At 53.0% G+C, this 22,845-nt stretch carries 23 protein-coding genes and 1 other RNA gene; 3 read left to right on the forward strand and 21 right to left on the reverse strand.

The window, feature by feature from the left end:
* Window positions 1-5 precede the first annotated feature (5 nt).
* The 9 genes from mraY to rsmI all read right to left on the reverse strand — a co-directional run bounded on the left by mraY (window position 6) and on the right by rsmI (window position 9,141).
* Entirely contained in the window at window positions 6-1,091 is a 1,086-nt protein-coding gene (mraY, locus tag FE845_RS17735) for a phospho-N-acetylmuramoyl-pentapeptide-transferase (RefSeq protein ID WP_200367702.1), read from the reverse strand.
* Complete coding sequence (locus FE845_RS17740) at window positions 1,076-2,479, reverse strand: UDP-N-acetylmuramoyl-tripeptide--D-alanyl-D-alanine ligase (protein ID WP_200367704.1); 1,404 nt, start codon at window positions 2,477-2,479, stop codon at window positions 1,076-1,078. The genes mraY and FE845_RS17740 overlap by 16 nt, the downstream gene beginning before the upstream one ends.
* Entirely contained in the window at window positions 2,476-3,960 is a 1,485-nt protein-coding gene (locus FE845_RS17745; RefSeq protein ID WP_200367706.1) for a UDP-N-acetylmuramoyl-L-alanyl-D-glutamate--2,6-diaminopimelate ligase, read from the reverse strand. Before FE845_RS17745 ends, FE845_RS17740 begins: the two co-directional genes overlap by 4 nt.
* A 4-nt stretch (window positions 3,961-3,964) precedes the next feature.
* Entirely contained in the window at window positions 3,965-5,704 is a 1,740-nt protein-coding gene (locus tag FE845_RS17750; protein WP_200367708.1) for a peptidoglycan D,D-transpeptidase FtsI family protein, read from the reverse strand.
* A 29-nt stretch (window positions 5,705-5,733) separates the two neighbouring features.
* On the reverse strand, window positions 5,734-6,138 hold the full coding sequence (ftsL, locus tag FE845_RS17755; RefSeq protein WP_200367718.1) for a cell division protein FtsL: 405 nt from the start codon (window positions 6,136-6,138) through the stop codon (window positions 5,734-5,736).
* A gap of 2 nt (window positions 6,139-6,140) precedes the next feature.
* The gene (gene rsmH, locus FE845_RS17760) at window positions 6,141-7,127 is read right to left on the reverse strand and encodes a 16S rRNA (cytosine(1402)-N(4))-methyltransferase RsmH (protein WP_200367727.1); all 987 of its coding nucleotides are present in this window, start codon (window positions 7,125-7,127) and stop codon (window positions 6,141-6,143) included.
* Window positions 7,124-7,576 carry a division/cell wall cluster transcriptional repressor MraZ gene (gene mraZ / locus FE845_RS17765; protein WP_200367730.1) on the reverse strand — a complete coding sequence of 151 codons (453 nt, stop codon included), beginning with the start codon at window positions 7,574-7,576 and terminating at the stop codon, window positions 7,124-7,126. Before mraZ ends, rsmH begins: the two co-directional genes overlap by 4 nt.
* 303 nt (window positions 7,577-7,879) lie before the next feature.
* An RNA gene (gene rnpB / locus FE845_RS17770) (RNase P RNA component class A) lies at window positions 7,880-8,242 on the reverse strand.
* Between the two features lie 56 nt (window positions 8,243-8,298).
* The gene (gene rsmI / locus FE845_RS17775) at window positions 8,299-9,141 is read right to left on the reverse strand and encodes a 16S rRNA (cytidine(1402)-2'-O)-methyltransferase (RefSeq protein ID WP_200367732.1); all 843 of its coding nucleotides are present in this window, start codon (window positions 9,139-9,141) and stop codon (window positions 8,299-8,301) included.
* Between the two features lie 193 nt (window positions 9,142-9,334).
* On the opposite strand from rsmI, the gene FE845_RS17780 reads away from it, so the two are divergent.
* The 3 genes from FE845_RS17780 to FE845_RS17790 are packed head-to-tail and all read left to right on the forward strand — an operon-like array spanning window position 9,335 to window position 12,194.
* On the forward strand, window positions 9,335-11,200 hold the full coding sequence (locus FE845_RS17780) for a penicillin-binding protein activator (protein ID WP_200367734.1): 1,866 nt from the start codon (window positions 9,335-9,337) through the stop codon (window positions 11,198-11,200).
* A gap of 28 nt (window positions 11,201-11,228) precedes the next feature.
* A complete protein-coding gene (locus tag FE845_RS17785) occupies window positions 11,229-11,597 on the forward strand; it encodes a YraN family protein (protein WP_200367736.1) in 369 nt (122 codons plus the stop codon).
* A 6-nt stretch (window positions 11,598-11,603) separates the two neighbouring features.
* Window positions 11,604-12,194 (forward strand): SIS domain-containing protein, encoded by a 591-nt coding sequence (locus FE845_RS17790; RefSeq protein WP_200367738.1) that lies wholly within the window; start codon window positions 11,604-11,606, stop codon window positions 12,192-12,194.
* Window positions 12,195-12,242: 48 nt separating this feature from the next.
* Here the strand turns inward: FE845_RS17790 and FE845_RS17795 are convergent, their stop codons facing one another.
* The 12 genes from FE845_RS17795 to FE845_RS17850 all read right to left on the reverse strand — a co-directional run bounded on the left by FE845_RS17795 (window position 12,243) and on the right by FE845_RS17850 (window position 22,638).
* Window positions 12,243-12,653, reverse strand: coding sequence for a ClpXP protease specificity-enhancing factor (locus FE845_RS17795; protein WP_200367784.1), 411 nt, complete (start codon window positions 12,651-12,653; stop codon window positions 12,243-12,245).
* Window positions 12,654-12,712: 59 nt separating this feature from the next.
* The gene (locus FE845_RS17800; RefSeq protein ID WP_200367743.1) at window positions 12,713-13,342 is read right to left on the reverse strand and encodes a glutathione S-transferase N-terminal domain-containing protein; all 630 of its coding nucleotides are present in this window, start codon (window positions 13,340-13,342) and stop codon (window positions 12,713-12,715) included.
* 109 nt (window positions 13,343-13,451) lie between these two features.
* On the reverse strand, window positions 13,452-14,207 hold the full coding sequence (locus FE845_RS17805; protein WP_200367744.1) for a cytochrome c1: 756 nt from the start codon (window positions 14,205-14,207) through the stop codon (window positions 13,452-13,454).
* Window positions 14,207-15,439 carry a cytochrome b gene (locus tag FE845_RS17810; RefSeq protein ID WP_200367745.1) on the reverse strand — a complete coding sequence of 411 codons (1,233 nt, stop codon included), beginning with the start codon at window positions 15,437-15,439 and terminating at the stop codon, window positions 14,207-14,209. The genes FE845_RS17805 and FE845_RS17810 overlap by 1 nt, the downstream gene beginning before the upstream one ends.
* Window positions 15,439-16,032, reverse strand: a complete 594-nt coding sequence (petA, locus tag FE845_RS17815; protein ID WP_200367747.1) for a ubiquinol-cytochrome c reductase iron-sulfur subunit — start codon at window positions 16,030-16,032, stop codon at window positions 15,439-15,441. Before petA ends, FE845_RS17810 begins: the two co-directional genes overlap by 1 nt.
* A 243-nt stretch (window positions 16,033-16,275) precedes the next feature.
* Complete coding sequence (gene rpsI, locus FE845_RS17820; protein WP_070970125.1) at window positions 16,276-16,668, reverse strand: 30S ribosomal protein S9; 393 nt, start codon at window positions 16,666-16,668, stop codon at window positions 16,276-16,278.
* Window positions 16,669-16,680: 12 nt separating this feature from the next.
* Window positions 16,681-17,109 carry a 50S ribosomal protein L13 gene (gene rplM / locus FE845_RS17825; RefSeq protein WP_144780435.1) on the reverse strand — a complete coding sequence of 143 codons (429 nt, stop codon included), beginning with the start codon at window positions 17,107-17,109 and terminating at the stop codon, window positions 16,681-16,683.
* Between the two features lie 212 nt (window positions 17,110-17,321).
* Window positions 17,322-18,095, reverse strand: a complete 774-nt coding sequence (locus tag FE845_RS17830) for a TatD family hydrolase (RefSeq protein ID WP_200367749.1) — start codon at window positions 18,093-18,095, stop codon at window positions 17,322-17,324.
* Window positions 18,096-18,118: 23 nt separating this feature from the next.
* Window positions 18,119-19,699, reverse strand: a complete 1,581-nt coding sequence (gene prfC / locus FE845_RS17835) for a peptide chain release factor 3 (protein WP_200367751.1) — start codon at window positions 19,697-19,699, stop codon at window positions 18,119-18,121.
* 87 nt (window positions 19,700-19,786) lie between these two features.
* A complete protein-coding gene (rimI, locus tag FE845_RS17840; protein WP_200367759.1) occupies window positions 19,787-20,191 on the reverse strand; it encodes a ribosomal protein S18-alanine N-acetyltransferase in 405 nt (134 codons plus the stop codon).
* Between the two features lie 83 nt (window positions 20,192-20,274).
* A complete protein-coding gene (locus tag FE845_RS17845; protein ID WP_200367761.1) occupies window positions 20,275-21,087 on the reverse strand; it encodes a 2-isopropylmalate synthase in 813 nt (270 codons plus the stop codon).
* Window positions 21,088-22,638, reverse strand: coding sequence for a 2-isopropylmalate synthase (locus FE845_RS17850; protein WP_200367763.1), 1,551 nt, complete (start codon window positions 22,636-22,638; stop codon window positions 21,088-21,090).
* Between the last annotated feature and the right edge of the window lie 207 nt (window positions 22,639-22,845).

Raw genomic sequence — 22,845 nt, forward strand, 5'->3', positions numbered from 1 at the left:
CTTTCCTATCGCAACTTCAGACTGGCAAGGCCAATCAGAACGAGAATGACTGTAATAACCCAGAAACGCACAATCACTCGCGGCTCCGGCCAGCCCTTAAGCTCAAAGTGGTGATGCAAGGGCGCCATCCGGAAAATCCGACGTCCGGTCAACCGGAATGAAGCCACCTGTAGAATCACCGACACCGTCTCCATCACGAACACGCCGCCCATAATGAAGAGAATGATTTCCTGTCGCACGATCACCGCTACCACACCAAGTGCTGCACCGAGTGCCAATGCACCAACATCGCCCATGAAGACTTGAGCGGGATAGGTGTTGAACCAAAGAAAACCAAGCCCGGCGCCGACCAGCGCCCCGCAGAACACAATAAGCTCGCCGGTGCCGGGCAAGTGCGGTATCAACAGATAATTCGCAAACTGCACGTTACCGGACACATACGCGAAGATGCCCAGTGCGCCAGCGACCATGACCGTGGGCATAATTGCGAGGCCATCCAAGCCATCGGTCAGATTCACGGCATTGCTGCTGCCGACAATCACGAAATAGGTCAGCAGGATAAAGAGCACAGGGCCAAGAGTCAGCGAGACGTTTTTCAAGAACGGCAGGTAAAGCGATGTTTCCTGGGGCAAAGCAGAGCTGAAATAGAGCACGATGGCTGCGGCAGCGCCGATCAGCGACTGCCAAAAATACTTCCAACGTGCAGGCAAACCGCGTGGGTTGCGCTCGACCACTTTACGGTAATCATCAACCCAGCCAACCGCGCCGAATAGCATGGTGACCAATAAGGTGACCCACACATAACGATTGGAGAGATCAGCCCAGAGCAGCGTGGTTATGCCTATAGATACTAAAATCAGCGCGCCACCCATAGTGGGGGTGCCAGCTTTGCTGAGGTGTGTTTGGGGGCCGTCATCGCGAATCGCCTGACCTATCTGGTATTGGCTCAATTTACGAATCATCAAAGGGCCGATAACCAAAGAGATCAGCAGGGCTGTCAAAGTGCCCAGAATCCCGCGCACGGTTAGGTACTGAAACACCGTCAGTGCCGAGAAATATTGTGATAGAACCTCTGTTAGCCAGAGCAGCATGCGTTATTCACCTTGTTTTTGATCCCTTCCACCACGAGATCCATGGCAGAACTTCTGGACCCTTTCACCAGCACCGTCATGGCTGGATGGTTCGTGCTAACGATGGCCTGTATGGCCTCGTCGTGTGTTTGATACATCTCGGTTGAGGCCCCAAACCCTTCCGCATAGCCGTCGCAACCGGCACCCACCGTCAGCAGACGATCAATACCAAGCTCGGCAGCATAGGCCCCTACTTCGCTGTGCAACTTGCGCGCAGTTGGCCCCAACTCTCCCATAGCCCCAAAAACCGCTACCTGTTTACCTTCACGTTTTACAAGCACATTTAAAGCAGCTTTCATGGAGGCTGGGTTGGCGTTGTAACTGTCATCAATTACCGTCAACTCTCCAGTCAAGTTGATAACCTGCAAACGTCCGCTAACCGGTTGCATGGCTGCCAACCCTTCGGTGATGGCAACATCTGTTGCGCCCAACTCCCGTGTTGCCGCAATGGCGAGTAGGATGTTGGTTACGTTGTGGTCGCCCTCCAAAGGCTGGGCTATCCTGCAAGACCAACCGTCCGGCCCGGTCATAGACACCTCAGGCTTGGCACCTTTCGACTGAGCTACAACTGCCTTGTAGTCCGCATCGGCGAGGCCAATACGGCTGACGCTTACCACTCTGCGTTTGCCCGCACGAGCAAGCCATTGGTTAAACGCGGGGTCATCCCGATTCAGGACCACCAACCCGGCATCTGCAACGCCCTCTATAATTTCGCCCTTGGCCTGCACGATATTCTCGTAACTACCAAAGCCTTCCAAATGCGCTTGACCCGCGTTCGTAAGAATTACAACCTCAGGCTTGGTGATTGCGACTGTATGGGCAATTTCTCCAATTCCGCTGGCTCCCAGCTCGATAACACCGTATTGATGCTCCGGATTTAGGCCGAAAAGAGTCAGTGGCACACCAATGTGATTGTTCAGATTGCCTCGGGTCGCAAGTGTTTGGCCCATTTGCATCAGAATGGCGGCCGCAAGTTCCTTCACTGTGGTTTTGCCACTGCTACCGGTGATGGCAATCAGCCTTGCATCACTTTCATTCCGATTGCCTGCCGCCAGCCTCGCCAAGGCATCCACGGTATTGGCAACCACCAACTGAGGCATACCGGAACTGCTATCGACTGCGTCGGCCTGAGCATCAACCACGGCACCGCTTGCACCGAGTTTCTGCGCAGCCTGCAAAAATTTATGGCCATCAAAATTCTCACCACGCAGAGCCACAAACAAATCGCCGGCTTTTAAAGTGCGTGTATCTGTGGACACTCCAGAGAACTGAACCGTTTCCAGCTCGTGGAATGCGCTTGTGGCGCCAGTAAAACGCACCGCTTCGGCGAGAGAGAAGGCACGTATCATGGCTCGCCTCCTTCAAGCTTGAACGCTTGACGCACATGCGCCGCATCACTGAAAGGAAACTTTTGGCCAGCAATCTCCTGCCAAGACTCATGGCCTTTTCCGGCGATAAGAACTAGATCATCTGGTTTTGCCATGCTAATTGCGAAACGGATTGCCTCAGCACGATCGTGAATAACAGTTGCCGCATCCGGGCGCGAGAAGCCAACTAGAATATCCCGCACAATGTTTACTGGGCTTTCTGTTCTGGGGTTGTCATCCGTAACAACAATAACATCGGCACTCTGTTCCGCCTCCTTCGCCATTTCTGGCCGCTTGCCGCTGTCCCGATCGCCGCCGCAACCGAACACGCAGATCAACCTGCCTGTGACGTGAGGGCGTAGTGCGGCTAAAGCATTTGCCAACGCATCCGGTGTATGGGCGTAATCCACTACTGCGCGAGCGCCACCCGCCCCAGAGAAACGTTCAAGCCGGCCGGGTGGTGGAGCCAGCAGTTTCACCGCGTGCTGCACCTGTTCAACCGTCGCACCCAACGTCATTGCCGTAGCAATTGCCGCGAGCACGTTGCTGGCGTTGAAGCTCCCCATAAGAGGCGCCGAAAAACTAAAGAGGCCCCACTCACCATCCACTAACGCATCAAAGCCGTCGTCTGTGGGGTGAAACTCTTTTAGCCACAGTTCCATTTCGGATTCGTGTAGGCTATAGCGAATGCGATCGCATTTACCTTCAAGCTTTTCGTAGAGCTGACGGCCGAAGGGGTCATCAAAATTGATCACGGAAAAATGCACGTCCTCCCGCTCGAACAGACGTGCTTTGGCCGCTCCGTAGGACTCCATTGAGCCGTGATAGTCCAGATGATCTCGCGTCAAATTAGTGAACACAGCACCGGTTATAGATAAGCCGTCTACACGCCCTTGATCCAGACCGTGGGAAGATACTTCCATTGCAGCCGCACGACCGCCACTGGAGAGAATGCCTGATAAGGCTCGATTGATTTGAACGGCATCCGGTGTGGTATGGCTCGCCTCGTGCAAAGCACCGGGCATGCCATAACCCAGAGTTCCTAGAACCCCGCAAGGTGTGCCTGCCTGTTGTAACAGTTGGGCAATGTAATGGCTAACGGAGGTTTTACCATTGGTACCTGTAACACCGATCAATCGTAATCGACGCGATGGGTGTTCATAAAAACGGGCAGCAAGCTTTCCCAACGACTTTCGCAGTTGTGCTACAGGTACAATCAGGGCTCCGTGATGCTCTCGACACTCACCACCGTTTTCCGACTCCAGCAACACAACCGTCGCGCCTGCCTTTATCGCCTCATCCACATAGTGGTCAGCTGGTGTGGCTGATCCGGCCAAGGCAATGAAGGCTTCACCTGCCCGTATCTTGCGGCTATCCGTCTGCAACCCATGGATTGTCACATCAAAAACTGAAGGCAAAGGGGCAAAACCTTGCAACAAAGTGCTCAGAGACGTTATGCACATAGGCTCACCCCCGCTCCCCGATGCGTACCTGCTGCTGACCCGTCGTGCCAACTTCAAGTTCTGGTTTAACATTTAAAAGGCGAAGGGCATCACTCATCACCCGGGAGAACACGGGCGCAGCTACCTCACCGCCGTAATACTCGCCAGACTGAGGTGCGTCTACCGCCACAACCGTCACTATTCTGGGGTTATCGATGGGGGCCATGCCGGCAAAAATCGCCTTGTATTGACTGTCCTCGTAACCTTGAGCACCAACCAAATGAACTGTTCCGGTTTTGCCCCCAGCGCTATAAAATCCCGGCTGGGCGCGCTTACCAGACCCTCTGGCAACGACCTCTCCCAGCATGGCTCGAACATCGCTGGTTACCTGCTCGGAGAGCACCCTCTCGCCAACGGGTTTTTCATTTAACTTCATCAAGCTTAGTGGGTACCGCACACCGCCATTGGCAAGAACCATATAGGCTTGGGCCAACTGCAGCGCATTGACACTCATCCCGTAACCGTATGAAAGAGTTGCCTCTTCGGAAGGGCGCCACTTGGGCCTTGCTGGCAAAACACCAACGGCCTCGCCCGGGAATCCGATCCCGGTGGGTTGGCCAAATCCAAGCCGTGCGTAAAGGTTGCGAATCGTGTCACCACCCAACTCCGAGGCAATTTTGCTGATGCCTACGTTGCTGGACTTGACGATGATATCGGTGAGGCTAATAACGCCGTAATTCCGGTAATCGCGAATCGTAAACCGGCCAAATCGCCGGTAGCCGGGCGACGTATCAATAGTTGCGTTCACCGAATACAGCCCTGACTCTAATGCAGCGGCCATTGAAATTGGCTTCATGGTGGAGCCGGGTTCAAACAAATCAGTGATGGCTTTGTTGCGGAGATTTTCCGATGCGAACTGACTGCGGTCGTTAGGGTTATAAGACCCCTGGTTGACCATTGCCAGAACCTCTCCGGTCTCAACATCCAACATAACGAGGGTGCCACCACGCGCTTTATGGGCGCTGACAACCGCTTTAAGCTCGCGATACGCGAGATACTGGAGGCGAAGGTCGATGCTAAGCTCAAGGTTATGGCCCGGGGCAGCATCCCGAATCAGCGTTAAATCTTTAATGATCCGCCCGCGATTATCTTTTAGAACACGCTTGCGGCCGGATTCGCCGGATAGCCAGTCGTTATAAGCAAGCTCCATTCCTTCCTGACCGCGCTCATCAATATTGGTAAACCCCACCACATGTGCAGTTACCTCGCCAGCCGGGTAGTAGCGACGGTATTCCTGGCGCGTATAAATCCCAGGAATATCCAAATCCATGGCTTTTGCAGCCAGACCCGGCTGCACTTTTCTGCGCAGGTAAATGAACTCTCGCTCTGCGTATGCCGCAAGGCGCTCGCGCAGCCGCGCTTCGCTAATATCCAGCACCCGTGCCAAATTCGCCAGGCGCGGCTCGGCGGGATCTGTTTCCGAAGGGTTGGCCCAGAGTGTTTGTACCGGTGTGCTTACCGCCAGCGGTTCGCCATAACGATCGGTAACGACACCACGGTGGGCGTCGATGGTCTCCACACGAATCGTGCGTACATCACCCTGTTTGCGCAGAAAATCGTTATCTACAACGTGTAGGTCAACCAAACGCCAGCCAATCACAAGAACAACAGCCAGAAATACACCCAGCACGAAGCCAAAGCGCCAAGCCTTTAAGCCCGCCGCCAACTTTTGGCTTAATGTTCTTACTGATTCCTGACTGGACAATCAGATCACCCCAAGGTTATTTTCGTAAACTACCGGGACGCCAGCGGTGACATCAAAGGCACCAAGACAATATCTTGACGCCCCGGCGCTACCATGTTGAAACGTTCTGCTGCGAGCTTCTCTACGCGACCGTGGCCACCCATTGCGCTTTGCTCCAAAAGCAACTGGCTCCACTCGGCCTGAAAACTGTCCCGCTCCGCCTGTAGTTGAGACAGCGTGTTAAAGAGAGTCCGGTTCTGATGACTACTTACAACTACGCCGATAGCAGAACCGACAAGCAGCGCTGCCAGAACCAGAGATATCAGAACTTTTGTCTGCCGCGTGGCATCGAAAACCCGACGCGAGATCCGGACGGCAGCAACAACGCCTTCGCGAACCTTTTCCTTGTTTAACTTTGCCGGCTTAACTTCCGGCTCTATAGCAACAGCGCCCATGATCATGCGCTCCCTTTTGGTGATGCTTGTTGATTGTCGATACGCTCCAGAACACGCATAACAGCGCTGCGGGCACGAACGTTCTCACTAACCTCGCCCGCACCGGCTTTACTGGCTTTACCTATCAACCTAAAGTCCGAAGCTTCCTGCGCAGCTGTCACCGGAATGCCCTTGGGCAGCCGTGGACCGCGAGCCAGATCTCGCATAAAACGCTTCACTAAACGGTCTTCCAAAGAGTGAAAGCTGATCACAACCAGCCGCCCACCCGGTGCCAGTCGGTCAACCGCCCCCTGCAACCCGACCTCAAGATCTTCCAGTTCGCGATTAATAAAGATGCGAAACGCCTGAAACGTTCGGGTTGCCGGGTGCTTGTGCTTCTCTTTTTTAGGAACTGCCTCACTGACCAACGCCGCCAATTGCAGCGTAGTTTCGATAGGTGCTTCTTTGCGGCGCTCGATAATCGAACGTGCAATTCGGCGACCGAAGCGCTCCTCGCCATAACGAAAGATCACATCCGCAATTTCACTCTCATCCGCATACGCCAGCCACTCTGCTGCACTTGGGGATTGCTGCGGATTCATTCGCATATCGAGCGGGCCGTCGCGCATAAAGCTGAAACCTCTCGACGCGTCATCCAACTGGGGTGACGACACACCAAGATCCATCAGCACTCCATTAACCTTTTCCCAGCCTGCCTCCGATACCGCGCGACTCATTTCCGCAAAGGAGCCATGGAAATAGCTGAAACGGGAGTCGCCTGCTGCAAGCTCTTCGGCTACGCGTATAGCCTCGGGATCTTTATCGATGCCGAGCAACTTACCAGAAGCGCCCAAGCGCCCAAGAACGAGCTGACTATGTCCACCACGGCCAAAAGTTGCGTCTATATACTTGCCGGCGGGGTCGCTGACCAGATAGTCGACCGCCGAATCCAGAAGCACCGAGCGATGGGAAAACTCCGCTCCCGCCTCCGGCTTGCGATCAGAGGTCATAGGGAAAGCGCCTCCATCTCTGGCGGCATATCTTCATCGCCTGGGGACTCATCAAGCCATGCAAACCAGCGTTCCTCACTCCACAGTTCCAATTTTTTACCCTGCCCGATCAGCATTAGCTTTTTTTCAAGGTGGGCATAGCTGCGAAGTGTGGGAGGAACCAGAATGCGACCGGCGGAATCCATCTCCATGGGTGCTGCATTACCCAGCAACAAACGCTGCAAGCGCCGCGCTATCTTATTCATGTTTGGAAGCGCCTCGATTTTGGGGCGGAGGATCTCCCACTCGGGCTCTGGATAGACCAGCAAGCAACGCTCATCTCCGTCATTCGCCGTCAATACAATGCGCCCACCACAAACCTGCGCGAGACCTTCGCGCACCTTGGTGGGGATCGCCAAGCGACCCTTTGCGTCCATATTGATGGCATGACTGCCGAGAAAATTGCTCATCTACGCTGTCTCTGGGGACTCGAAAACCACAAATAACCACTACACACCACTTTTTCCCACTTGTGCACACTATAGAAACACGCAATTCACAATGCAAGCGCCGTAAACAGCGTCGCTCTCGGGAAAGTTCCTTTTATGACAATAGGTTACAGCGGTTAACGCGAGCCAGAAATGACATTACGGAAAAGAAAAGAAGGAAAATCAAACACCTGCAAAAATGTCTGGAGAAAACAAGTGAGGTGTAAGATTTTTTGGCTATAAGAAGCCGGTTGTGAGAATAAACACATTTATTCAGTAGAGAAAAAGATGAGCTCGCCGATAAGCCGGGTTCTGTCGTGGACAGTCATTCATCTAGGGCCTGCGTCACCACAGGCCTCAAGCAACCTACCCGAGTCCAGCGCGGGCCACGCCATAGGACTCCTATTTGGTCTTGCTCCAGGTGGGGTTTACCATCGCCGTGGACTGTTGCCAGCCACGCGGTGCGCTCTTACCGCACCGTTTCACCCTTACCGGTGCTCGTGAACAAGCCACGAACACTTAGGCGGTCTGCTTTCTGTTGCACTTTCCGTCGGCTCACGCCGCCCAGGCGTTACCTGGCACCTTGCCCTGCGGAGCCCGGACTTTCCTCCCCCGGTAAAAACCGGCGGCGACTGTCTGGCGAGCTCGGGCGTGACCATACTCCTGCACCACGCACCATGCAAGGAAAAGCACAGGCGAGAAAGTCAGCCCTCACTATCTTTTAGCTCCAAGGCGCGCTGATACAACTGATTTTTACTCAGGCCACTCACGCCAGAAGCGATCTTCGCCGCCTTTTTCAGAGGCAACTCTGCCATCAAAAGGCCTAGCAAATGATCGACATCGAGCTCACCTGACATTAAGCCCGCCTCAGCCTTTTCTGCTCCCTTTACCATGACCACAAACTCGCCACGACTGCCATGAGGGTCTTCTGTTAATGCAGCATGTACATCAGCAGCCTCTCCGGAATAAAAAGTCTCAAAAGTTTTGGTAATCTCCCGACCCAGCACAACCTCACGCTGCACTCCCATTACCTCCGAGATATCCAAAACTGTACTCAATATACGGTGGGGAGACTCGTAAAAAACAAGTGTCGCCACCTCCTTCCGAAGCTCATCCAAAACTGCTCGTCTGCCAGCACGTTTCGCTGGCAGGAAGCCCACAAACAGAAACCGATCAGTGGGAAGGCCAGCTGCGCTCAAAGCGGCAACCAAAGCGCAGGGGCCCGGAATCGGGCTCACTTGAACGCCCGCTACTCTGGCTTCGCGAACCAACACATAGCCCGGATCGGAAATAAGCGGTGTACCGGCATCCGAAATCAACGCAACATCAGCCCCATCCAGCAACTGCCCCAGTATATTCTGGACCCTATCGCGCTCGTTATGGTCATGGAGCGCAATCATTGGCTTGCTGATACCGAGATGTTCCATGAGCCGCCCACTGTGCCGCGTATCCTCTGCAGCAATAACATCCACGCTTGAGAGAACTTTTACCGCGCGCGGGGAAAGATCTTCTAAGTTACCGATAGGTGTGGCGACGATGTAGAGCATTCCTCGCTTACCACCTGACTTTATTACCTGCCTAGCAGATTGACCCGTTTCGGATTTCAAAATGTGAGCCTCGAATGAAGAGACGGCGCCACCATGACACCTGCGTCATGTGAATTAGCCCGGGAGCTGTTAAACTTGCCACCATCAGATCGGTGCCACAAGCCCCAAAACCCCGGAATCTATAGAGCTTGCCATGACCAAGAACCCTACTACCCGTCGCGCTCTGGCCAGTATATTTACGCTGACCCTACTGTTTGCTGGTTGTGCCAGTGTCGACTTGGATTCGCACGTTGCTCAAACACCCTCTCAAGCCCTCGAACTTGCAGCAAAAGAAAGCAACACTGAAATCGCCCAGCAATACTTATTGAAAGTCGCAAGCCGATTTCAGGATCGTGGCGAGCATCGCGCCGCCCGCACATTACTGCAGAGCACTCAACTGGCGCAACCCGCACCACCACTGGAAGCACAAAAGCAACTGCTCGCCATGGCGAGCGCTGTAGCGTTAGAAGATCACCAGTGGGCCAGCAGCATCGCTGCGAAACTAGCGCCAGACAACTTCACAAGTTACAACTCGGATCTCGTCAATAGGGCCGCCAATCTTCAGGCTGACACCTATGCTCTAATCGGTGACAGACTCTCTGCAGCCAGAACATTGATGCTGCTTTCTCAGACAGACGGCACTGTGAACCCACAGCAGGCTCACGACCAAATCTGGGCATTCTTAAAGGCCGTCCCAAACCAGAAACTCTCAGCCGCAGGGGAAAAGTCTATTGGATTCGAGACCGAGGGCTGGCTTGAACTTGCCGCCAGCACTCGGGCTCTCGGACTCAGCATTGACGAACAAGGGCGCATAATACGTCGGTGGCAAACTAACTGGCCCGGACACCCAGCCGCACAAATACTGCCATCCGAGCTCCAACTCATTGCCAGCCTTGCGGAAAACCGGCCTGACAGAATCGCTCTCGCCCTACCACTACAAGGCCCTTTGGCCAGCGCAGGCAAGGCTATTCGTGACGGGTTTCTCGCAGCCTATTATCAAGATGATTCCGCAGACCGCAGCAAAACCGATATTCGCATCATAGACACATCTGGTCAGGCATTTGACGAGCTATACAAAGAGCTCGCCGCAGAAGATGTCGATCTGATCATCGGGCCGCTTGAAAAAGAGGCTCTGGCAAGCCTCACTAAGATGAAAACGCTACCGGTTCCTGCTCTGGGCCTCAACTACCTACCGGAGAGCGATCGCGCGCCTGACGGCCTATACCAGTTCGGCCTTTCGGCGGAAGACGAGGCTCGACAAATTGCAGACCGGCTTTCAGAGCAAGATATTAATCAGGTCTTGGCATTGATTCCCCAAGGCGAATGGGGCGACCGCGTGGAGGCTGCACTCGCACAGCGCATGCAGGAAAGCGGAGCCGTCGCTCTGGATATTGAGCGCTTCTTCCGTGAAGATAACTTGCGCGCAGTCACCGCGGACTTGCTAGGCATTACCGTATCGCGGGATCGGGCCATTCAAGTAGAGCGCACCATTGGCCTAAACGTAGAGTTCGAACCGCGTCGCCGCCAGGACGCCGAAGCTATCATCATGGTGGCCGAGCCAGCCATTGCGCGCCAATTCAAGCCTCTGTTTGCCTATTATTTTGGAGGCGACCTGCCCGTGTACTCGCCTTCGATTATTTACGAAGGCACACCCGATGCAGGCAGAGATCGCGACCTCAATCAGGTGATATTCACCGATATCCCTTGGGTACTTAACGACAAGAACCCATTACGCAACGAGGCTAGCAGCGTTTTGCCGGGCACCCGTGGCCAACTCGGCAGACTGTTTGCCATGGGGGCTGATGCATGGAAATTGAGCAAACGCCTCCCTCTACTCAAACAAGTCCAGACCGCCTCGGTCGATGGACAAACCGGAGTGCTAACCATGACTCCAGCGGGTAGCATCCACCGACACCAGCTCTGGGCGCAGTTCCGTAATGGAACACCCAACCTATTGGCAGAGCCCGCCGTTCAGAGCGCCGAACCCGACGAGAGAAACCCTGAGGCACTAACAAACTAATCATCACTTCAGGGAGGAATGCAGAGCCATGGAAGGTCGCAAAGCCATAGGTACGCACTTTGAAGGTGTTGCCGCTAGATACCTCGAAGCTCAGGGCGTACAAATCCGAGAGCGCAACGTTTACAATCGCGGTGGTGAAATCGATTTGATAGGGCTACATCACGACACCCTCGTTTTCTTTGAGGTGCGCTATCGCGGCAACGGTAGTCTTGTAGATCCGGCCAGCTCCATTTCCTACCCAAAGCGCCAGAGATTGCTAAAAGCGGCGTCTTTTTATTTACATCGACATCAGCTTTGGAATGCCATCAGCCGGATAGACGTTGTAGCGATCAGCCCCGGCACCGTTAAGAAATACCGGGTACAGTGGATTAAAAATGCAATTCAGGCGGATACATAGATTTTGATGAACGACATGGGCAACCTGATAAACCAACTATTTGCGAGCCATATGGAGCACACTGCTCAGGCAGCCAGTACCGTTGGCCCGGCCATTGAGCAGGCGGCAGACGCCTTTGTGAACGCTCTTCTCAGTGACGGAAAAATCGTAACCTGCGCTAATGGTAACGCCAACGTTATAGCCCAATATTTTTGCACAGCATTCCTCAATCGTTTTGAGCAGGACCGGCCAGCTCTCCCCGCTATCAATTTGGGAGCTGACGCCACTACCTACTCGGCCATCTGTCGTGACAACCGCTTTAACGACACCTTTTCGCGACAGGTCAAAGCCATAGGCAAACCCGGCGACCTACTGTTTGTTATCGTGGATGATGGTCACAAAGCCAACCTTATTCAGGCCATTCAGGCCGCCCACGACCGCGAAATGAATGTGGTTGTGCTTAGCGCACGGGAGAAATCTGACATCACGTCACTGATGCATGCAGAGGACCACGAAATCGCACTAAACGACCTTTCACCAACAGCGGCCACGCCATTGCTTATGGTTGTGGTCAATGCTCTGTGCTCACTGGTGGACAGCAAACTATTTGGGGGATAAAAAAAAGCTGGCGGATGCCAGCTTTTTTCAACGGTTACTCACAAAACGTCACTTCACAACTTTCAAGGTAGGCCTACCAGTAGGCCGTTCCTCTTGGGCACCATGCCCGGAACCTTCATGATCATTGGTCCCATCAGGATCCGGTGAGCCCGGCTCGCTACCAAAAACCATGCCCTCTCCATTTTCTTTAGCATAAATCGCCATGACGGCCTGCAACGGAATAAACACCTGCATAGGCACGCCACCGAAACGAGCACTAAACTCCAGTGCGCTATTGCCAACAACGAGTCCACGCACGGCACCAGGGCTAATATTTAGCACGATTTGCCCATTCGCCACATGGGCCGTCGGCACCTGAACACCCTGAATACCCGCATCCACCACTATGTATGGCGTACAGTCGTTATCCAATATCCACTCATTGAATGCACGAACCAGATATGGGCGGCTGGATGTCATAGTGATCTTATTATCAGGCACGACTCGCCTCCTATCCCCTAACGCGGAAATCCGTCAAATTAGCTACGGATATCTTCTTCCAGATCGGAAAGGCTCGCCTTGAAACCCTCACGCTCAAAAATACTCTCCATATACTTCTGAAGAGGCTTGGCCTGCTTGTCATTCAGCTCAATACCAAGCGAAGGCAAACGCCAGAGAATGGGCGCAATCGAGCAATCCACAATCGTGAATTCCTCAGAAAGGAAAAATGGCATCTCACCGAAAAGCGGCGCTGTCGCTAGCAAGCTCTCGCGTAACTCTTTACGGGCAACTTCCGAAGCCTTGGCGTTTGGCTGGCTCAGAATTTGATCAACCAGACCACACCAGTCTTTCTGAATCCGATGGATCATCAGACGGCTATTTGCGCGCGCAACTGGATAAACCGGCAGCAACGGCGGATGAGGGAAGCGCTCATCAAGGTATTCCATCATGATATTCGGCTCGTAGAGAACCAGATCACGATCTACCAAAGTGGGCAGGGCGTTATACGGATTCAAGTCAGCCAACTCTGCTGGCGGATTATCCGGGTCAACATTTACGACATCAACGGTAACACCCTTCTCCGCCAACACAATGCGCACTCTGTGGCTATAGTGGCTGGTCGGATCCGAAAAAAATGTCATCGATGACCGCTTGGTCACAACGCCCATAAAACTACCTCACGAGTAAACAAACCAAATTGGCCCCGAGAAACGCAAAAATTCCAGCGGGCCGTTTAATGCCCACTGGAACTCCGGGAGCGGGATTATACCCTATTTATCAGTGCACGTCCTTCCAGTACTCACGATTGAGCAGATAGGCAAATACAAAGAAAATAGCGACAAAAATCAATACAAAGATCCCGAGGCGCTCACGCTCAACCTTGATTGGATCTGCCATGTATGACATGAAGTTAGTCAAGTCGTACATGGCGCGGTCAAACTCAGCGCCCGTCATGCTGCCTTCAGTAGCATACTCGGGGCACGCACTGCTGTTATTAATGTTGCCGCTCAGGGGCTCAACACTGGCCTTCTTGCCTATATTAGGCTCGACCGCGCACAGACCCTGAAGATCAACCAACACATGGGGCATACCTACCTTGTCGAACACCACATTGTTTACACCCAGAGGGCGTGAGTCATCTTTATAGAAGCCACGCAGGTATGAGTACACCCAAGACTCGCCACGAAGACGGCTTTCCAGCGTAAGATCCGGTGGCGGAGCGCCGAACCAATCCGCCGCCATGTCTTTATTCATGGAGTTCTTCATCAGCTCACCAATCTGGGCACCGGTGAAGATGAGATTTTCTTCAAAGAGATCAACGGGTATCTCAAGATCGTCAGCGACACGCTTGTAGCGAGCATATTCCATGGAGTGACACCCCATGCAATAGTTCGTGAACATAGCCGCACCACGTTGGAGCGAGGCTTTGTCTGTGTGATCCGTCTTGATATGGTCAAGCGGAACGCCCACACCCGCCGCCAAACCGAGGGCTGGCAGGAATGCGATGAAAAGACCAAAAATCAGCTTTCTCATTATCCTGTCACCCTCTCTGGTACTGGTTTGGTTTTTTCCATGCGCGTGTAGAACGGCATGAGAATAAAGTACAGGAAGTAGACCACTGTCAGGACTTGCGCGACGGTAGTACGTCCTTCTGTGGCTGGCACAAGGCCGAGGTATCCGAGAACAACGAAGCTGATTGCAAACAGCGTCAGTGCAATCCGGCTCAGCCAGCCTTTGTAGCGGATGGAGCGAACAGGGCTTCTGTCCAACCAAGGCAGAACAAACAGGATCGCAATTGCGCCACCCATGACCACAACACCCCAGAACTTGGCAGGCAAACCGAAGAGATCAACCGTAACCGCACGCAACATGGCGTAAAAGGGCGTGAAGTACCAGACAGGCGCAATATGCGCAGGCGTTTTCAACGCATTCGCCGGCTCAAAGTTTGGCTTCTCGATAAAGAGCCCGCCCATTTCCGGGAAGAAGAACACCACAATAAAGAAGATAAAGAAGAACACAGCGACGCCCACAAGGTCGTGCACTGAGTAGTAGGGGTGGAACGGAATACCGTCTTTTGGAATGCCGTTTTCATCCTTGTTTTTCTTGATCTCGATGCCGTCCGGGTTGTTGGAACCAACTTCATGCAAAGCAAGAATGTGAAGGACAACCAAACCCAACAAAACAATTGGAAGGGCAACTACGTGCAGCGCAAAGAAGCGATTCAGGGTAATACCGGAAATCAGGTAATCACCTCGGATCCACAACGACAGATCTTCACCGATAACAGGGATAGCACCAAACAGGTTCACGATAACCTGAGCACCCCAGTATGACATCTGACCCCAAGGTAGCAGATAGCCCATGAAGGCTTCTGCCATCAGCACCAGATAGATCAGCATGCCGAACAGCCAGATCAGCTCACGGGGTTTCTGGTAGGAGCCATACATCAAGCCACGGAACATGTGGAGGTAAACCACAATAAAGAACGCGGAGGCACCTGTAGAGTGCAGGTAGCGCAAGAGCCAGCCCCATTGAACATCACGCATGATGTATTCAACGGAGGCGAACGCGCCCTCTCCCGTAGGATTGTAGCTCATAGTCAGCCAGATACCGGTTACCAACTGGTTTACCAGCACTAACATCGCCAGAGAACCGAAAAAATACCAGACGTTGAAGTTCTTCGGCGCGTAATACTTTGCCAGGTGCTTGTTCCAGGCATCAACAACTGGCAGACGCTCGTCTACCCAATTAAGTAGCTTCTGCATTACGCTGCCTCCGGATCAAGACCAATCGTGAGAGTCGCATCATCGTCGTAGCGATAAGGCGGCACTTCCAGGTTCAGAGGAGCAGGTTGCGCCTTGTAGACCCTACCAGCCATGTCGTAACGGGTACCGTGACAGGGGCAGAACAAACCACCCAACCACTCGTCACCCAGATCTGCCGGCGCCACTTCCGGACGATAGGACGGGACACAGCCGAGATGAGTACACAAGCCTACCAGAACAGCAAATTCGGGCTTAAGCGACCGCAGGATACCGTTAATGTACGTTGGCTGCTGCGGAGCTTCCGACTGAGGGTCTTTCACCTTGTCGTTCAGCTTCTCTATATTGTCGACCATTTCGTCTGTACGACGGATAATCCAGACTGGCTTGCCCCGCCATTCAACGGTGACCTGCTGGCCCGGTTCAATTTTACTGATATTGACGGTTACCGGCGCACCAGCTGCTTCCGCTTTGGCACTGGGATTCCAGGATGCCACGAAAGGAACTGCCGCACCGACGACGCCGACTCCACCGACCGCAGCCGTAGCACCGATCAGAAACCGGCGTCGACCTTGGCTCACGTCGCCATTATTCATTATGGTTTTCTCCCATCAGGCGATGTCACAGCCCGCCGGAAGGCCGACAGTGTGCATCGAAAAGGACTTCACAATCCAAAAATATAAGCGCTCAAATGGTAATGAAATTACCATGTCCTTACAAGTCGGAAAGCCGCCACCAGAGCCAGTTCTCTGCTCCAGATCAATTTGACTACCATTGACCCTGAAACAAAAAAACCCGACCAAATAGCCGGGTTTTCCTGAGATCTGCTCCAGCGGAACTTAACGCTTGGAGTACTGAGGACGCTTACGCGCCTTACGCAGACCAACTTTCTTACGCTCAACTTCACGAGCATCGCGAGTTACATAACCCGCTTTACGCAACGCTGGACGCAGGGTTTCGTCGTAATCCATCAGAGCGCGGGTCAGGCCGTGGCGAATTGCACCTGCCTGACCACTGATACCACCACCTTTAACAGTGATGTTGATATCAAAGCGATCTGAAGACTCGGCAACAACCAGAGGCTGACGCACGATCATGCGCAAAGTCTCACGACCGAAGAAGTCTTCGATAGTGCGACCGTTAATAGAAATATTACCGCTTCCCGGCTTGATAAACACCCGAGCCGTGGACGTTTTGCGGCGACCAGTACCGTAATTTTGTGCTACAGACATATCCGCCTTCCGTTAAATGTCGAGTTCTTTGGGCTGCTGGGCTGTATGAGGGTGCTCAGCGCCGGCATAGATTTTCAGCTTCTTGAACATGGCGCGACCAAGCGGGCCTTTCGGAAGCATGCCTTTGACAGACTTCTGAATTACTTGCTCAGGCGCTTTGTCGACCAACTTTTCGAAGCTGATAGACTTAATCCCACCCGGAAAGCCGGTATGACTGTAGTACATCTTGTCAGATGCCTTGTTGCCGGTAACCCGCACCTGGCCCGCATTGATAACAACAATGTAATCGCCAGTGTCTACATGAGGGGTGTACTCAGGCTTATGCTTGCCCCGCAGACGACGGGCGATTTCGGTTGAAAGACGACCCAGCGTCTTGCCGGCTGCGTCTACAACGTACCAGTCACGTTTTACGGTTTCTGGTTTCGCACTCAGAGTCTTCATTGATTCCGCCTTGAACGCTATAAAAAGAAACGTTAAAAACCGCCACCGGAAAGTGTAGTACACCCGGAGGAGGTTCTATACCTGTAATTTAGTTGGCAGTGACACTATTCGGGGCTGAGATAGTGACATCGCCTTGAAAAGCCAGGGCGCGAAGTATACTCGAACGAATATTGAAAACCAACCCTACACCGAATTGTTTTATTGTTAAGTCGTTACCATAGAGATTGGCCGTAAAGCTGCTCCGTGTTTTCAAACAATACGCCCGCCAACTGGTCAGGCGGCTCGTCCCTTATCTCACAGAGGCTATCAAGAATCCTGCGAAGATAAAGCGGCGAATTGGAGCCTGCATCAATACCCTCCGGCGCCATGTCCGGCGCATCTGTTTCTAGCACAAGGGACTCTAGAGGTAAGCGTGCAATCGCATCACGGGTCTTGCTGGCGCGGGAGTGGGTGATGACACCACCTACGCCGATAAAGCACCCCTGATCAATCAACTTCTTGGCCTGTTGAAAACTACCAGAAAACCCGTGCAGCAAGGCTCGACCGCTCCAGTTCAGACGCCTTAATGTCGCATGAACCTCGTCGTGGGCCCTTACCGAGTGAATGACCAAAGCTAAGCCCAACTCAGACGCCAGCGAAATCTGGGCCTCAAACCAAGGATATTGATCATTCATGTTGCCGCGAAGGCGGTCCAGCCCGCACTCCCCCACCCCCACACAACGCTCTGGCATGGCCCGTAAAGTCTGGCTTAGACATTCGAGATCTTCAGCGGAATGCTCACTAACGAACCACGGGTGTATTCCAAGGCAGTAATAAAGACCAGAGTGCGCCAGAGCGGTATCTCGTACCCGCCCCCAGTCCGGGCGCTTGACACCGGGAATCACCAGCCCAACAAGGCCAACTTGCTTGGCGGCCTCAAGCTCACTGGCACGACAGCGATCGAACCGTGGAAAGTCAAAGTGACAGTGAGCATCCACCAATTTCAAACTGACCTCCGACCAATAAGAGATTAATGCTCCCGGGTTTTATGGAACTCGATATCTGGATAGCGCTCCTGCGCCAGATTTAAGTTAACCATTGTGGGCGCGATGTAAGCCAAACGATCACCACCATCGAGTGCCAAATTGTCGTTATTCTTGCGCTGAAACTCATCCAGTTTACGATCATCCGCGCAGGTGACCCAGCGGGCGGTTGCAACGTTGATAGGCTCATAAACCGCTTCTACTTTGTATTCTGTTTTAAGCCGGCTAACCACAACGTCAAACTGGAGAACACCCACCGCACCGACAATTAGATCGTTATTGCGCAACGGCCGGAAAACCTGCACCGCCCCCTCTTCCGAAAGCTGGATTAACCCTTTCTGCAGCTGCTTCGCCTTGAGTGGATCTTTTAGACGAATGCGGCGGAACAGTTCCGGTGCAAAGTTTGGAATGCCTTTGAACTTCATATTCTCGCCAGCGGTAAAAGTATCCCCCAGCTGGATAGTTCCATGATTGTGCAGCCCAATGATATCACCAGCATAAGCCTCTTCAGCTTGCTCCCTATCACCCGCCATAAAGGTCAGCGCATCGGAAAAGCGTACATCCTTTGCAATCCGCACATGGCGAGCCTTCATACCCTGACTGTATTTACCCGAGACTATGCGCATAAACGCAACTCTGTCCCGATGCTGAGGGTCCATGTTTGCCTGAATTTTAAAAACGAAACCGGAGAAACCCTGATCGTCAGGACGCACTAACCGATGGTCCGTCTCGCGCGGTTGAGGCTCTGGAGCCCAGCTCACCAAGCCATCCAACATGTGATCCACACCAAAGTTGCCCAAAGCTGTACCAAAAAATACCGGCGTTAGTTCCCCCGCCAGAAACGCTTCCTGATCGAATTCATGGGAAGCGCCTTTTACCAGTTCAACTTCATCACGCAGATCTTTGGCGTATCCACCAATTGCCGTATCGAGCTCCGGGTTGTCCAGACCACTTATCACTCGAACCTCCTGAATCTCGTGGCCATGCCCGCTCTGGTAGAGAATGACCTCGTCGCGGAGAAGGTGATAGACCCCTTTAAAGCTCTTACCCATGCCAATAGGCCAGGTAATTGGCGCACAGGCGATTTTCAGCACGTCCTCAACTTCATCCATCAGTTCAACAGGATCACGGGTATCTCGATCCAACTTGTTCATGAAGGTGATAATAGGTGTATCCCGGAGTCTGGTAACCTCCATCAGTTTGATCGTGCGCTCCTCAACCCCCTTTGCGCTGTCGATAACCATCAAACAAGAGTCCACAGCGGTGAGGGTTCGATAGGTATCCTCCGAGAAATCCTCGTGGCCTGGCGTATCGAGCAGGTTCACCAATTTCCCGCCATAAGGGAACTGCATAACAGACGTGGTTACGGATATACCCCGCTCTTTTTCCATCTCCATCCAGTCAGACTTCGCATGCTGGCCGGACTTCTTACCCTTGACCGTACCTGCTCTCTGAAGAGCATGTCCGAATAACAGGACCTTCTCGGTAATGGTGGTTTTACCGGCGTCCGGGTGAGAAATAATGGCAAAGGTGCGGCGCTTGGCCACTTCCTGGGAAAGGTGAGACATAGTCGAAGAGCAACCTGCGTCAGATGTTCGGGAAAGGCTGGCATTATAAGGGCTAAGGGGTGATTACGCGAACACAAGCGATAACCTTCATGGAGACAGGAGCAACGACATAACCCGCGCATCTTCTTGCCCTGAGGGCGTAGGGTAATAACGCGGGCGGCGACCTATCTCTTCGAACCCCTGGTTACGGTAAAGCTTGCTGGCAGCCTTGTTACTTAAACGAACCTCAAGGAGAATCTGGTTCATACCTTCACGATTTGCCTCTGTCGTAAGGTGCCGCAAAAGTAGTTTGCCTACGCCAAGACCGCGAGAGCGAGGGTGCACGCAAAGATTCAGGAGATGTGCTTCATCAAGTATATAGGAGACAATCGCGTACCCAACTAGCGACCCTTCGAGAGCCGCCCCCCATAGGCGGTAACTCGACTTGAAACAGTCTAAAAAAATGCCTTCGGACCATGGGTAGGAGTAACTTTGGCGTTCTATCTCAAGCATACCTGGCAATTCTTCCGGCCTTAAAGGCCGGAGAACAATCTCTCCCTCATCATGAGGCCCGCTTGAAGCTTGGTCGCTGTGCGTCACTTTGCAACCAAGAGCTTAAGCTGATGCCACAACGAGCGCTTCAAACCGTGGTTACTAGCGAGCTCGGTTAGTGAGTGGTCGAACGTTAAATCAGGTGACCGTTCGAGCGCTTTATTTACCCAACCATTTTCCGCACCAGCCTCACCAACAAACGAACTCTGACCGCCAAGAACAACTATCTTTCGGTCGCCTGCGTCACGCAGCACATGACGCAGTACAGCAACAAAACCCGCTGCTGAATTACCCGGCACAAGGGGATTATTAAATACGGGCCAGCGAACCCAGTCTAAGGGCCTTGGCTGCACCTCCCCGAGACTCTTCAATATGTTGATCGCAAGGGTTTCCTGTAACCTTAGACTCGCTTCTTTGGATACATGAGCAACGAGAACATAATTAGCCCCAGCAAATACTCCTAGACTCAGATTCAACACTTGGGTTGCTTGCAACTCGACCGCCGAACCTGTTTGCTCAGTGTCATCCGACACATTAAGGGGGGCACCTGAAGCTGCCGGGGAATCCTGTTGTTTTGATTCTGCCTGCGTAGCTTTTGTACTACCCCCGACTAAGGCCTGAAGGCTAGCTATCCGCTGCGCACCCTTCTTATCTTCTCTAGGGGAGGGCGCTTGTCCTTTGGGCAAATGATGCTTCAAAGAGCCCAAATCAGGCGTTGACGAGTGGATCGGCTCGTCCAGCTTCGGCAAGCGGAACTCCGGGCTAGGTGCGGCGCCCGGCAAGGGCTGCCGTGCGTACCACAGTCGAATACCTGCGGCACTCAGGTAAAACTGCCGCTGAACCTCGGTCTGAATCATTTAAACATCCGCAACCTGCGGGTGTTGCCGAATACCGCCACGACTGATTAGATTAAGCGCCTCAATGTAAGCCTTCGCCGAAGCGATAATAATGTCCGTATCGGCACCTATGCCGTTTACGATTCGCCCACCACGCTCTAAGCGGACAGTAACCTCACCCTGAGAGTCGGTACCACTGGTAATATTGTTTACTGAGTAGAGTTGCAGATTACAGCCAGAATCAACCAATGATTCGATAGCTTTGAAGGTAGCATCGACCGGGCCACTGCCCTCGGCCTCAACGTTGTGCTCCTTTCCATCCATTATTAACGTGAGCGTAGCACTCGGTACGACGCCTGTTTCAGAGCAAACTCGTAGGCACACCAAGCCATAGCGCCCCTCTTCGTCTTTCTGCCGAGTATCACTGGCAATCGCCTGAAGATCTTCGTCGAAAATCTCATGTTTCAGATCGGCCAAGGCTTTGAAACGGGTAAACGCTTCGTTGAGTTCTGTCTCGGTCTCAAACTGTATACCCAACTCCAGCAGCCGGGTACGGAAAGCATTACGGCCTGAGTGCTTACCCAGTACAAGACTATTTGTGTGCCAACCTACATCTTCTGCACGCATGATTTCATAAGTTTCGCGGTGCTTGAGCACGCCATCCTGATGAATGCCAGACTCATGTGCAAAGGCATTTGCGCCTACGATCGCCTTATTGGGCTGAACTGGGAAACCAGTGATTGTAGAGACTAGGCGCGAAGCAGGAACAATATGACGAGCGTCTACTTGGGTGTCTATATTAAACAAATCTTGACGAGTGCGAACGGCCATCACAATTTCTTCTAGTGATGCATTGCCAGCTCTCTCGCCCAAACCGTTAATGGTGCACTCCACCTGACGGGCCCCTCGCGTTACTGCGGCGAGCGAGTTGGCCACGGCGAGCCCAAGGTCGTTGTGACAGTGCACAGAGAAAATTGCCTTATCAGCGTTGGGGATGCGGTTAAGCAACTGGTGGATAGTTTCAGCGAATTGTTCCGGAATTGCGTAGCCAACCGTATCAGGAATGTTGATTGTGTTCGCGCCTGCGTCTATGGCCGCTTCAATGATTCGGCACAGAAAATCCAACTCCGAGCGCCCGGCATCCTCACAGGAAAACTCAACATCATCAACATGGCTGCGCGCGCGCTTTACGGCGCGAACAGCCTGCTCAACAACCTCGTTAGGCTGCATTTGTAGTTTGTGTTGCATATGGATAGGAGAGGTAGCGATAAATGTATGTATACGCCCCCTCTCAGCAGGGCGAATCGCCTCTGCTGCCCGATCAATGTCTTTGTCCAATGCTCTCGCAAGACTGCAAACCGTTGAGTCCTTTATCGTCTCGGCAATAGACTTAACAGCTTCAAAATCGCCTTGGCTTGCGATTGCAAACCCCGCCTCAATGACATCTACACGAAGCTTCTCAAGCGCCTTCGCGATACGGAGCTTTTCCGTTTTGTTCATGGTCGCGCCGGGGCTTTGCTCGCCATCCCGGAGAGTCGTATCGAATATGACCAGATGATCGTTGCCAGACATTGAGTTACTCCGCATCGCATTTGATTTTGTAATCACAGTATATCACCGGGGTCTTTAAGGGGCAGTGTATTGGTTGCGTGCTGCACCAAATCTCAGGCATAAAAAAACCCCCACCGGGGATCCGGAGGGGGTTTTAGGTATTAAGAGTCTGACGATGACCTACTCTCACATGGGCAAGTGCCACACTACCATCGGCGCTGGCTTGTT

Origin of the sequence: Marinobacter sp. 1-4A (assembly GCF_016597725.1) — a bacterium.
Taxonomy (GTDB): Bacteria; Pseudomonadota; Gammaproteobacteria; order Pseudomonadales; family Oleiphilaceae; genus Marinobacter.